The organism is Microbacterium sp. TPD7012, from assembly GCF_003075395.1.
GTDB lineage: Bacteria > Actinomycetota > Actinomycetes > Actinomycetales > Microbacteriaceae > Microbacterium.
On the sequence record NZ_QDFV01000003.1, the window covers coordinates 379,617 to 391,948 of the forward strand.

Sequence of the window (12,332 nt, forward strand, 5' to 3'; positions counted from 1 at the left end):
AATCCGGATTGTCCGGATCCCACCGGTTCTGGGATGATCCTGAACATGGCACTGTCACTCGAGGAGTTCCGCGCCGCCCTGCTGAGCGCGGACGGACGCCGTCACCTCGGCATCACGCTGACGGATGCCGAGGCGCAGCAGGTGCACGACGACCCGGCATCCGCGCAGAGCTGGTACTCCTACTGGCTCACGACCCCCGCCGCCGCGGCCGCTCCCGCGACGACGCCGTATCCCGCCGTACCGCAGGTCCCCGCACCTCCGGCGCCCGTGCCGCAGGCTCCCCTCGGCGATCACGATCTGACGCGGATCCTGCCCGCCGCACCCGGGGCGTACGCGGGTGGATCTCCGTACCCTTCGGCCCTCCCCCCGACGGACACGGCTCCGCGGAAGAAGAACGTCGGACTCTGGGTCACTCTCTCGATCCTCGGGGCCCTGCTGCTGATCGCGGCGATCGTCGTCGTCTTCGCCTTCACGACCGCGCGCCACTGGACCAAGGTCGATGTGCCCGAGAAGCCGGAGACGTTCCACAGCGAGGAATTCGAGACCGGACGGTTCGACGTGGCCATGGACGCGGTCAACCCCTGCTTCGTGAACCAGGACTGGACCGACTGCATCACCGTGATGCAGGCGCAGTACGACGCGACGTGCGCCGGTGTCGAGCTCACCGAGTCGGCCGCCGCCCTGTGCGCGGACTACCTCGCGGCCGTCGACGAGATGAGAGCCCTCGACGAACCGGGGTCGTACGTCGCCTCGCTCGGCGACTACGGCAGCCTCTCGCGCACTGCGGAGATCGACACCCGGCAGGTGTCCAACAACGATCAGGCACCGGCCGTGACCCACGAGGCCGTCTGCTACCTGGGCTTCATCGGAGAGTGCGAGTAGTCCGGGATCAGCTCCGCGGCAGAGCGAGAACGCGCTCGAACGCCGCGTCGGCCGCGGCATCGACGATCTGACGATCCGGGTTCGCGTCGTACCACGCCAGGATCTCGTGCGCTCCCTGATCGAAGGTGACCGTGGTGCGGAACTCGGGCACGAGGCCCTTCACCTTGCTGTTGTCGAAGACCATCGAGTGCGCCTTGTCGCCCAGCAGGCCATCACCCCACGCGGGGTGCACCGCCGCGATCGTGTCGGACGCGACGTGCACGAGCTCGGGATCGACGCCGGCCGCCGCTCCGAGCCATCGATAGATCTGATCCCACGTCGGCGCGTGATCACCCGTGATGTGGAACGCGTCGCCCACGGCGGCAGGATGGCCGAGGAGACCCACGAACCCCACCGCGAAATCCCGAGTGTGCGTGATGGTCCACAGACTGGACCCGTCGCCGTGCACCACGACCGGCTTGCCCGCGCGCATCCGGGCGATGTCGGTCCATCCGCCGAGCGTCGGCACCGAGGTCGCGTCGTAGGTGTGCGACGGCCGCACGATCGTCGCGGGGAACCCGCGTTCCCGGTAGGCCGAGACGAGCAGGTCCTCGCAGGCGATCTTGTCTCGCGAGTACTGCCAGTGCGGATTGCGCAGCGGCGTGGACTCGGTGACCGGAAGACGTGACGGCGGCGTCTGGTACGCCGACGCCGAGCTGATGAACACGTACTGCCCGACCCGGCCCTCGAAGAGATCGACGCCGGACTGCACCTGATCCGGCGTGAAGGACAGGAAATCCGCCACGACGTCGAAGTCCTCCCAGGCAGCGTCCAGCGCCGCCCGGGTCGCCTCCGGATCCCTGATGTCGGCGACGATCGACCGGGCACCCTCGGGCAGCGGACGGATGCCGGTGGTCCCGCGGTTGAGCACCGTGACGTCGTGGCCGAGGTCGAGGGCGTGCGACACGCTGGCGGAGCTGATGATCCCCGTGCCGCCGATGAACAGGATCCGTTGTGGGCTCATGAGGTCAGTCTGCCAGGAGCGCCGTGCGGAGAACCACTCGCTTCAACGAAAAAACCCCCGCTCACGCGAGGGTTCTCATCTTGCTGGGGTACCTGGACTCGAACCAAGAATAACGGAACCAGAAACCGTCGTGTTGCCAATTACACCATACCCCAAGGGCGAAACCGGAGCCTCGCACCGAGAATCAAGCCTACCGGAGCAGGGGCAGAACGCCAAAACGCCCCGTGTCTCCCGCGCCCCGGGCGCGTCGCGCGCGACATGTCATGCCGACGCTTCCGCGTCCGCGCGCTGACGAGCCCGGAAGTTCGCCGCCTTCACCCGGTTGCCACAGGTCTTCATGGCGCACCACTCGCGGCGATGACCGCGAGACCGATCGAGATACACCTGAGTGCACTCGGGGCGAGCGCACTCGCGCAGCAGCGCCGCATCCTCTCCTCCGACGATCTCGACGGCCTGGCGAGCCAGGGACGACAGCCCTTGGGCGACGGTTCCCGATCGCCGCACGACGCCGTCGAGCCGCACGCCGATCGGCATCCCCTCGGCGAAGCCGTTCACGATCTCTCTCGCCGGGCCGGGAATCGCATCACCTCGCCGTCGAGCGCTCACGAGGTCGTAGACGGCCTCACGCAGGGCGATGGCCGCCTCGAGGTCGCCGGTCGCAACGTCCGGAGCATCGTGGACCAGCCCGGATTCCTCGAACCATGCCGTGAGCGCGGCATCCGAGTCGAGCTTCTCCGTGGGCGACGCGTTGCGGCGCGCGCGCAGCGTTCCGACGAAGTCGAGGGCGGGCGTCCCGCAGGGAAAGGCGTGCATAGCGTAACCATTCTGGCGGGTCACAAGTAATTGTGCAATCCGGAATAACCATCTTGACAGTTACGTTGAGTTGAGCAAGAGTCGTAACCGCTTCAACAAGTTACGCAGATCACCCACACGAACAGGCTCATCATGGAACTCACACTCGAGATCGTCGTCCTCCCCGTCTCCGACGTCGATCGCAGCAAGGCCTTCTACACGCGTCTCGGCTTCCGCCTCGACGCGGACTTCACCACCGATCGCGGTCTGCGCGTCGTCCAGGTGACGCCTCCGGGAAAGGGAACGGCGTCGATCATCTTCGGCGAGAATCTGACGGATGCCGCTCCTGGCTCGGTGCGCGGACTGCACCTCGTCACCCCCGACCTCGAAGCGGCCCGTGCCGAACTCGTCGCCGGCGGCGCAGACGTCTCGGACGTATGGCACGACGCCGACGGGATCTTCCACTGGGCGGGCGATCGGAACCGTCTTCCGGGCGCGAACACCCAGCACGACAGCTACTCGTCGTACGTCTCGTTCGACGATCCCGACGGGAACGAGTGGATCATCCAGCAGATCGTCGATCGCCTCCCCGGGCGTTGATCACCGAAGCCGGGAACACCATGGATGAGACGACGCGCATCCTCCAGGACCTTCTCACGCGCGCGGCCGCGGCGCACGGCGTGCACGAGCAGGAGGACCTCGGCGGGATCTACGACGAGCAGTGGCCGCAGTGGTACGCGGCCCACATGACCGCGAGGCTCGTGGAGCGAGGGCTCCGCCTCGTCGCGGACGACGCGAGCCGAGAGGACCCGGGACTCGGGGACTCAGCTCGCGAGGAACTCGGCGAGCCCTCGCAGACGGCGCAGTGACTCGTCCTTCCCGAGCAGCTCCATCGACTCGAAGAGCGGCGGCGAGACCCGACGACCCGTGATCGCGACACGCGGCGGACCGTAGGCGACACGCGGCTTGAGCTCCAGCGTCTCGACCAGCGCGTGGGCGAGGGCATCCTGGATCTTCTCCGGGGTGAACTCGCTCACCGGCTCGAGCGCGGCGACGCAGGCCTCGAGCACCTCGGCGGCGTTCGCCGGCAGACCCTTGAGCGCATCGGCGTCGTACGAGACGTCATCCGTGAACAGGAAGCCGACCATGCCGGGCACCTCGCCGAGCAGCTGCACACGCTCCTGCACCAGCGGCGCGACACGGAAGGCCGTGACGAGCTGCTCGCGGGTCGGCTCGTCGAAGAGGCCGGCGGCCGCCAGATACGGGATCGTGCGCTCGGCGAAATCCTTCTCCGCCAGCGTGCGGATGTGGTCGCCGTTGATGGACTCGGCCTTCTTCTGGTCGAAGCGTGCCGGGTTCGGGTTGACGTTCTCGACGTCGAAGGCGGCGGTGAACTCCTCCAGGGAGAAGACGTCGCGATCGTGCCCGATCGACCAGCCGAGCAGGGCGAGGTAGTTGAGCAGGCCCTCCGGGATGAAGCCGCGATCGCGGTGCAGGAACAGGTCGGCCTGCGGGTCGCGCTTCGAGAGCTTCTTGTTGCCGGTCTCCCCCAGCACGAGAGGCATGTGCGCGAAGCGCGGCACGAAGGTCGTGACGCCCGCCTCGATGAGCGCCGCGTAGAGCGACAGCTGGCGTGCGGTCGACGGCATGAGGTCCTCGCCGCGCAGGACGTGCGTGATCCCCATCAGCGCGTCGTCCACCGGGTTCACGAACGTGTAGAGCGGGATGCCGTTCGGTCGCACGACGACGAAGTCGGGGAAGGACCCCGCCGGGAAGGTGACCTCGCCGCGGATGAGGTCGACGTAGGTCAGGTCCTCGTCGGGAACGCGGAGGCGCAGAGCGGGCTGGCGGCCCTCGGCGCGGAACGCCTCCTTCTGCGCGTCGGTGAGGTCGCGATCGAAGTTGTCGTAGCCGAGCTGCTTCGCCCGACCGTTCGCCTCGTTGCGGGCGTCGATCTCCTCCGCGTTCGAGAAGCTCTCGTAGAGGGCGCCCGAGTCGAGGAGCTTGTCGATGACCCCGCGGTAGATGTCGTGGCGCTCGGACTGCCGGTAGGGCGCGTGCGGTCCGCCGACCTCGACACCCTCGTCCCAGTCGATCTTGAGCCAGGTGAGCGCGTCGAGCAGCTGGCGGTAGCTCTCCTCGCTGTCACGCGCGGCATCGGTGTCCTCGATGCGGAACACCATCTTGCCGCCGTTATGACGCGCGTACGCCCAGTTGAAGAGGGCGGTGCGCACGAGGCCGACATGCGGCAGGCCGGTCGGCGAAGGGCAGAAGCGGACGCGGACGTCGGCACCACGTGCAGTCGTGGTGAGGGGGTGAGGGGTAGCCATAGCCCTTCGATTCTAGTTGGCGATGCCCGGCTCTCCGACGGCTCGACGGGTGTGCCGGGGCGACGTATCGGGACACTCCGGGTAACAGACGCTCACCCCCGGTAATCCGGGGCGCGAGATCCGCGACCGGCTCCTATCGTTGCGGCACACGTTCCCCACAGGAAGGCACACCATGACCATCGCAGACGCAGTGACCACAGGCCTCGGAGACCGCTGGCGCGAGGCCGCACCCCCGCGGACGAGCATCGAGTGGCTCGATCGCGCTCAGGAGGTCGCCGACATCCTGTCGGTCGACGCCGTCGAACGCGATCGCGCCAACGCCGCCCCGCACCTGGAGGTGCAGCTGCTCAAGGACTCAGGACTCGTCACGCTGCTCGGCCCGGTCGCGCACGGCGGTGCCGGCGAGAGCTGGGAGACGGCCTACAAGGTCATCCGGACCGTCGCACGCGGCGACGGATCGATCGGACAGGTGCTCGGGTACCACTACCTCTGGGCGTGGGCGGCCCGGCTGGTCGCGACGGACGAGCAGATCGCCGCCGTCGAGGAGCTCTACACCGTGAACCGCTTCGTCTTCGGCGGTGCGGTCAATCCTCGCGATTCCGACCTGGTGATCCGCGAAGAGGGCGACGACCTCGTCTTCTCCGGGACCAAGTCGTTCTCCACCGGCGGCCGGGTCTCGGACCTCACGGTCCTCGAAGGAGTCCTCCAGGGCACGGACACCCACATCTTCGCCATCGTGCCGACCGCGCAGGAGGGCATCGTCTTCGCCGGCGACTGGGACAACCTGGGTCAGCGGCTCACGGAGTCCGGATCGGTCGAGATCCGCGACGTGCGGGTGCCCTGGGCCTCCGCCGCCGGGTTCGTGGACAAGGTCTTCCAGCCGCTCACGTACAACACGCTGAACGTGCCCGCGATCCAGCTCGTGTTCGCGAACTTCTACCTCGGCATCGCGCAGGGCGCGCTCGAGACGGCCTCGGCCTACACCCGTACGACCACCCGGGCATGGCCGTACGGCGGTGACGACAAGCAGCGCGCCACCGACGAGTGGTATCTGCTCGAGGGCTACGGGACGCTGGCATCCAAGCTCTGGGCCGACGAGGCCCTGCTGGATGCCGTGGGCGCGGAGATCAGCGCGGTCCTGCATGCCCCGCGCGAGGAGCTCACGGCGCGCCGGCGCGGCGAGATCGCGGTGCGGATCGCGGCGGGCAAGCTGCGGATCGTCGATGACGGTCTCGAGGTCGCTACGAAGGTCTTCGAGCTCACCGGTGCCCGCGCGTCGGCGAACTCCGTCGGGCTCGACATCTTCTGGCGGAACCTCCGCACGCACAGCCTGCACGACCCGATCGCCTACAAGAAGCGCGAGGTGGGCGACTACGTGCTGCGCGGCGAGGTGCCGGAGCCGACCTGGTACACGTGAGCTGCGTCGCGGGATCTCAGCGGGACGACGTGCGCCCGAGCGGCGAGAGCACCACGATCGCGACCACCAGGACGGATGCCGCGACGCCGAGCCCCGCGTACTGGAAGTTCGAGAGGACGACACCCGCGAGCACGGATCCGGCCGCGGCGGAGAGACTCATGAGCGAGTCGCTGCGCCCCTGCCGGCGCGTGCGGACGTCCGGTGCCGACGCCTCGGTCAGGAGTGCGGCGCCGGCCACGGTCGCCGCACTCCAGCCGAGTCCGAGCAGGATCAGCGCGACGATCACGCCCCATTGCTCGGTTCCGGAGAAGATCGCGAAGGCCAGCGCGCCGGCGAGCAGGACCTGGCCGAGCAGCACGACCCGGAGCCGGCCCCAGCGGTCGGCCAGCACACCGAAGACCGGCGAGAGCGCGTACATGCCGCCGACGTGCAGCGCGATGGTGATGCCGACGAGAGCCGAGACGTCTGCGGGCGTCGGAGCCATCCCGTGGGCACCGTGCGCCATGTGCGAGAGGTGCACGGGAGTCATCGCCATGACGGACGCCATCACGACATGGGACCCCGCAACCGCGAAGATGGCGTACCTCGCCACCATCGGTCGGTCGGCCACGATCGCGCCGGTGGTGGCGGCCGCCGCCTTCGCGAGTCGCTGGGCCGCCAGCAGCGGGTCGGGGCGCAGTGCGACGACGTACAGGATCAGCGCCGCGCACTGCGCGACGAAGGAGAACACGTAGGACCCGGTCTGCGGCGGCATCCCTATCGCCTGCCCGACGATCTCGCCCGGCCCCAGCAGCAGCGGTCCCGCGACTCCCCCGATGGTCGTCGACCAGACGACGATCGAGAGGTCCCGACCGCGATGCTGCGGAGCGGCGAGGTCGGTCGCCGCGAACCTCGACTGCAGGTTGCCTGCGTTGCCGGCGCCGATCATCAGGATCCCCGCCAGCAGCAGCGGGAACACCCGCAGCGACGCGGCGAGGATCACCACCGCGATGCCCACGAGGGCGAACAGGTTCCCCAGGGTGAGGGCGCGCCGACGCCCGACCCGTGCAGCCAGCCGAGCGAGAGGGATGGCGCAGACCGCCGCGCCGAGTGTCACCGACGCGGTCGCGAGACCGGAGAGCGCATCGCTGCCCGAGATGTCCGCGGCGAGCAGAGCGCCCAGCGACACCGTGGCACCGAATGCAATCCCGCCGAGCACCTGCCCGAACGACAGCACGAGCACGGTGCGCCGCTGCACGGCGGACTGCTCGGCCGCCGTCAGGGCGACGTCGGTCATGACGCGGGTGCGGCGTCGCGTGCGCTGTTGCGGAGGATCCCCAGACCTGTGATCTCGACCTCGACGACGTCGCCGGCGCCGAACTCGCCCACGCCTGCCGGGGTGCCGGTCATGATGACGTCACCGGGAAGAAGCGTGAAAACGGCGGAGGCGTACTCGATGATCGCCGGGACCGAATGGATCATGTCGGTGAGCGGCGCCTGCTGGCGCACCTCGCCGTTCACGCGGGTCTCGATGCTCGCGGATGCCGGATCGAAGTCCGTCTCGATGACCGGTCCGAGCGGGCAGAACGTGTCGAAGCCCTTCGCACGCGACCACTGGCCGTCCTTGCGCTGCAGATCGCGCGCGGTCACGTCGTTGCCGATCGTGTAGCCGAGCACGTAGTCGAGCGCGTTCTCGGCCTTGACGTTCTTCGCGATCTTGCCGATCACGACCACCAGCTCGCCCTCGTACTCGGTGCGCTCGGACAGGGTCGGACGCACGATCGCGTCGCCCGGCCCGATCACCGCGGTGTTCGGCTTGAGGAAGAGGAGCGGCTCCTCGGGAGCCACTCCCCCCATCTCGGCGGCGTGATCGTGGTAGTTCTTGCCCACGCAGACGACCTTCGACCGCGGGATCACCGGAGCGAGCAGCGCTGCATCCGCCAGCGGCACGCGTGCCCCCGTCGTCTCGTATCCCGAGAACATGGGGTCTCCGGCGAGGACGACGAGGTCGGTCCCGTCGATGATCCCGTACATGATGGCGTCGTCGTGGCTGAACCGGGCGATCTTCATGGTTCCAGCCTAGCGAGCGCGCTCCCCCTCAGGCGTCGAGGCGGAGCAGCCAGCCGTGCCGGTCCTCGCGACGACCGTACTGGATGTCGGTGAGCTCCTCGCGCAGCGACAGGGCCAGCTCGCCCAGGGGCTGCGGCTCGTCGAAGCCGTCGCCGACCAGCGCGCCGATCGGAGTCACGACCGCGGCCGTGCCGCACGCGAACACCTCGACGATGTCGCCCGATGCCACGCCCTCGCGCCACTCGTCGATCGAGATCGGCCGCTTCTCCACCGTGTACCCGCGGTCCTCCGCCAGCTGCAGCAGCGAGTCGCGGGTGATGCCCTCGAGGATGCTGTCGGACTCGGGCGTGACCACGCGGCCGTCCTTGAAGACGAACACGACGTTCATGCCGCCGAGCTCCTCAACGTTGCGGTGCTCGTTGAGGAAGACGACCTGGTCGCAGCCCTTCGCGCTGGCCTCGCTCTGCGCCAGCAGGCTCGACGCGTAGTTGCCTCCGGTCTTCGCCTTGCCGGTGCCGCCCTTGCCCGCGCGGGCGTAGTCCTCGGACAGCCAGATGCGCACGGGCTTCACGCCGCCGGAGAAGTAGGCGCCGGCGGGGCTCGCGATCACGTAGTACGCGACCTTCTGCGCCGCACGGACGCCGAGGAAGGCCTCCTTGGCGAACATGAACGGGCGCAGGTACAGACTCTGGTCGGCGCCCGACGGCACCCAGTGCCCGTCGACCTTGACGAGCTCGCGCAGCGACTGGATGAAGTACTCGGTCGGCAGCTCCGGCAGCGCCAGGCGCCGGGCGCTGGCCTGCATCCGCGCCGCGTTACGGTCGGGGCGGAACGTGTGGATGGATCCGTCCTCGTGACGGTAGGCCTTGATGCCCTCGAAGATCTCCTGGGCGTAGTGCAGGACGGATGCCGCGGGGTCGAGCGCGATCGGCCCGTACGGCTGCACGCGCGGCCGGTGCCAGCCGCCCTTGGCGGACCAGCAGATGTCGACCATGTGGTCGGTGAAGACGACGCCGAACCCCGGGTTCTCGTGGACCTCGGCCACTCGCCCCGGCGAAGCCGCGGTCAGGTTCTTCGTCACCGCGAACTCCAGTGGAGCCACGGTCGCCTCAGCATCGATGGTCGTCATCTCGTCATCCATTCCTCGTGGGTGGGCGCATCGTCGCGCCCTCTCAGCCTACGCCTGAAGGTCAGAGCCGCGCGGCGATCGCGGAGCCGATCTCCGCCGTCGTGCGAGCCGCGCTGCGGGCGGCGATATCAGCCTCGACCGCCGCGCTCACGCGCGCGGATTCGTCGACGAGGCCGAGGTGGTCGAGCAGCAGCGCGACCGAGAGGATCGCGGCCGTCGGATCGGCCTTCTGCTGTCCGGCGATGTCCGGAGCGGAGCCGTGCACGGGCTCGAACATCGAGGGGAACGCGCCGTCCGGGTTGATGTTCCCGGATGCCGCCAGGCCGATGCCGCCCGTGACGGCGCCGGCGAGGTCGGTGAGGATGTCGCCGAAGAGGTTGTCGGTGACGATGACGTCGAATCGCGAAGGGTCGGTCACCAGGAAGATCGTCGCGGCGTCGACGTGCAGGTAGTCGACGGACACGTCGGGGTGGGAGGCGGCGACCTCGTTCACGACCCGCTGCCAGATCGCGCCGGCGTGCACGAGCACGTTCGTCTTGTGCACCAGGGTGATCTTCTTGCCGCGCCGCTCGGCCAGCTCGAACGCGTAGCGCACGACGCGCTCGACACCGAACGCGGTGTTCACGGAGGTCTCGTTGGCGACCTCCTGCGGCGTGCCCTTGCGGATCGCGCCGCCGTTGCCCACATAGGGGCCCTCGGTGCCTTCGCGGACCACGACGAAGTCGATCTCGCCCGGGTTCGACAGCGGACCCGGCGCGCCCGTGAAGAGCTTCGACGGCCGCAGGTTCACGTAGTGATCGAGCGTGAAGCGGAGCTTGAGGAGGAGTCCGCGCTCGATGTTCGCGTCCTTGAGCCGGGGGTCCCCCGGCGTGCCGCCGACCGCTCCGAGGAGGATGGCGTCGTGTGCGGCGATGGCCTCGAGGTCGTCGTCGGTGAGCGTGTCGCCGGTCTCGAGGAAGCGCGCGGCCCCGAGCGAGAAGCGGGTCTTGTCGAAGACCACGTCGCTCTGCGCGGTGACCGCTTCGAGGACCTTCTCGGCCTCGGCGACGACCTCGGGACCGATGCCGTCACCGGGGATGACGGCCAGCTTCACGACACGCGACATGACACTCCTTGCACCGGGATGAGCCGGTCACGCTCTCCGCTCGTGGAGCGGACCGGTCATCCCAGCGTAGTGCTCAGTGCGAGGGGGCTTTGCGCAGTGTGACGGCGGCGATCACGCCCGCGAGGACGACGAGGCCCGCGCCGATCAGAGACGTCACCATCACGCCGGAGCCGAACGCCGCGGCAGCGGCGTTCCAGAGCGCGTCGCCGAGTGCCGCCGGGAGGTCGCGCGCCGCGGTGTAGGCACCGGCGAGCGTCTCGCGCGCGGCGTGCGCCACCTCCGCGGGCAGCCCCTCCGGCAGCGCGAGCGCTCCGCGGTAGAACGCCGTGATGATGCCGCCGAGGATCGCTGTGCCGAGCACGGCTCCGAGCTCGTAGGCCGTCTCGGACACCGCACTCGCGGCTCCGGCCTTCTCGGCCGGGGCGCTCGACAGGATCAGCTCGTTGGAGATCGTCTCCGCAGCGCCGATGCCGATCCCGAGCACGACGAACGCGATGATCAGCGGCGCGACGCCGTGCGCGTGGGTCGTGAAGGCGACGATGAGGTAGCCGGCCACCGAGAACAGCAGCGCGCTCGGCACGAGCACGTGCGGCGGGACACGGCGCGAGATCGGCACGACCGTGAGACCGGCCACGATCATCGCCGCCATGCCGGGCACCAGCGCGATGCCGGCGAGCATCGGCGACAGACCGAGCACCAGCTGCAGATGCTGGGAGACGAAGTAGAGGAAGCCGACCAGGGCGACGACACTGAGCAGGTTCACGAGGATGGCCCCCGAGAACGTCCCGCGCCGGAACAGCGCCATGTCGAGCATGGGCACCGTCGAACGGTTCTGCCGGCGGACGAACAGCACGCCCATCGCGATGCCGAGCAGCGCCCATCCACCCGCGACGAGCGACGGCCCATCGACGGCCAGCGACTTGATGGCGTAGACGACGGGGATCATCGCGGCCATCGACAGCACGATGCTGACAGGGTCGATGCGTCCCGGGTTCGGGTCACGGCTCTCCGGTACCAGGAGGGGCCCGCAGATCAGCAGCGGGATGAGGACGGGCACCGCGATGAGGAAGACCGACCCCCAGGCGAAGTGCTCGAGCAGGAACCCGCCGACGATCGGACCGAGCGCCGCACCGGCCGAGAAGGCCGAGGCCCAGACCGCGATCGCCATGCGGCGCTGGTCCCGGTTCTGGAAGATCGAGCGCAGCAGCGAGAGGGTCGACGGCATGAGCATCGCACCGAAGAAACCGAGCAGCGCCCTGGCCGCGATCAGCAGCCCCGCGGTCGGCGCGAACGCGGCCAGTGCCGAGACGGCGGCGAAGCCGACGGCACCGATCAGCAGCATGCGACGCCGGCCGAACCGGTCGCCGAGGGTGCCCATCGTCACGAGGAGACCGGCGAGCACCAGCGGGTAGACGTCGATGATCCACAGCTGCTCGGCACCGGAGGGCGCGAGCGCGATGGAGATCTCGGGGAGCGCGAAGCTCAGCACCGTGTTGTCCACCGAGACGAGCAGCACCGGCAGCATGAGGACGACGAGCGCCGCCCAGCCGCGGGCCCCGACACGGGGAGCATCCGTCTCTGTCGTCGGGATCGACGCAGTACGGGTCATGGAACACCTCTCAGGA

General features: G+C 69.1%; 12 protein-coding genes and 1 tRNA gene. 4 read left to right on the forward strand and 9 right to left on the reverse strand.

The window, feature by feature from the left end; translation table 11 throughout:
- The first annotated feature begins 45 nt into the window (after positions 1-45).
- The gene (locus tag DC434_RS09950; RefSeq protein ID WP_116635119.1) at positions 46-882 is read left to right on the forward strand and encodes a hypothetical protein; all 837 of its coding nucleotides are present in this window, start codon (positions 46-48) and stop codon (positions 880-882) included.
- Between the two features lie 7 nt (positions 883-889).
- Here the strand turns inward: DC434_RS09950 and DC434_RS09955 are convergent, their stop codons facing one another.
- The 3 genes from DC434_RS09955 to DC434_RS09965 all read right to left on the reverse strand — a co-directional run bounded on the left by DC434_RS09955 (position 890) and on the right by DC434_RS09965 (position 2,698).
- Positions 890-1,885: an SDR family oxidoreductase gene (locus DC434_RS09955; protein ID WP_116635120.1), complete on the reverse strand. Its 996-nt coding sequence runs from the start codon at positions 1,883-1,885 to the stop codon at positions 890-892.
- A gap of 83 nt (positions 1,886-1,968) precedes the next feature.
- Positions 1,969-2,040 (reverse strand) — tRNA-Gln (locus tag DC434_RS09960).
- 106 nt (positions 2,041-2,146) lie between these two features.
- Positions 2,147-2,698: an ABATE domain-containing protein gene (locus tag DC434_RS09965; RefSeq protein ID WP_116635121.1), complete on the reverse strand. Its 552-nt coding sequence runs from the start codon at positions 2,696-2,698 to the stop codon at positions 2,147-2,149.
- 132 nt (positions 2,699-2,830) lie between these two features.
- On the opposite strand from DC434_RS09965, the gene DC434_RS20115 reads away from it, so the two are divergent.
- Both DC434_RS20115 and DC434_RS20120 read left to right on the forward strand, forming a co-directional pair.
- A complete protein-coding gene (locus DC434_RS20115) occupies positions 2,831-3,277 on the forward strand; it encodes a VOC family protein (protein ID WP_165808044.1) in 447 nt (148 codons plus the stop codon).
- A gap of 20 nt (positions 3,278-3,297) precedes the next feature.
- Positions 3,298-3,546 carry a hypothetical protein gene (locus tag DC434_RS20120; protein WP_165808045.1) on the forward strand — a complete coding sequence of 83 codons (249 nt, stop codon included), beginning with the start codon at positions 3,298-3,300 and terminating at the stop codon, positions 3,544-3,546.
- Here DC434_RS20120 and gltX read toward each other — a convergent pair.
- Complete coding sequence (gene gltX / locus DC434_RS09975; RefSeq protein WP_116635122.1) at positions 3,502-5,007, reverse strand: glutamate--tRNA ligase; 1,506 nt, start codon at positions 5,005-5,007, stop codon at positions 3,502-3,504. The genes DC434_RS20120 and gltX overlap by 45 nt on opposite strands.
- A 172-nt stretch (positions 5,008-5,179) precedes the next feature.
- Here gltX and DC434_RS09980 point away from each other — a divergent pair, with 172 nt between their 5' ends.
- On the forward strand, positions 5,180-6,424 hold the full coding sequence (locus DC434_RS09980; RefSeq protein WP_116635123.1) for an acyl-CoA dehydrogenase family protein: 1,245 nt from the start codon (positions 5,180-5,182) through the stop codon (positions 6,422-6,424).
- A 16-nt stretch (positions 6,425-6,440) separates the two neighbouring features.
- Here DC434_RS09980 and DC434_RS09985 read toward each other — a convergent pair whose 3' ends face one another.
- From DC434_RS09985 to DC434_RS10005, 5 genes are all read right to left on the reverse strand, one after another.
- Positions 6,441-7,700, reverse strand: a complete 1,260-nt coding sequence (locus DC434_RS09985) for an MFS transporter (protein WP_116635124.1) — start codon at positions 7,698-7,700, stop codon at positions 6,441-6,443.
- Complete coding sequence (locus tag DC434_RS09990; RefSeq protein WP_116635125.1) at positions 7,697-8,473, reverse strand: fumarylacetoacetate hydrolase family protein; 777 nt, start codon at positions 8,471-8,473, stop codon at positions 7,697-7,699. Before DC434_RS09990 ends, DC434_RS09985 begins: the two co-directional genes overlap by 4 nt.
- A gap of 28 nt (positions 8,474-8,501) precedes the next feature.
- Entirely contained in the window at positions 8,502-9,602 is a 1,101-nt protein-coding gene (locus DC434_RS09995) for a branched-chain amino acid aminotransferase (protein ID WP_116635415.1), read from the reverse strand.
- Between the two features lie 61 nt (positions 9,603-9,663).
- Positions 9,664-10,707 carry a 3-isopropylmalate dehydrogenase gene (locus tag DC434_RS10000; RefSeq protein ID WP_116635126.1) on the reverse strand — a complete coding sequence of 348 codons (1,044 nt, stop codon included), beginning with the start codon at positions 10,705-10,707 and terminating at the stop codon, positions 9,664-9,666.
- Between the two features lie 73 nt (positions 10,708-10,780).
- Positions 10,781-12,316: an MFS transporter gene (locus DC434_RS10005; RefSeq protein WP_116635127.1), complete on the reverse strand. Its 1,536-nt coding sequence runs from the start codon at positions 12,314-12,316 to the stop codon at positions 10,781-10,783.
- Positions 12,317-12,332 lie beyond the last annotated feature (16 nt).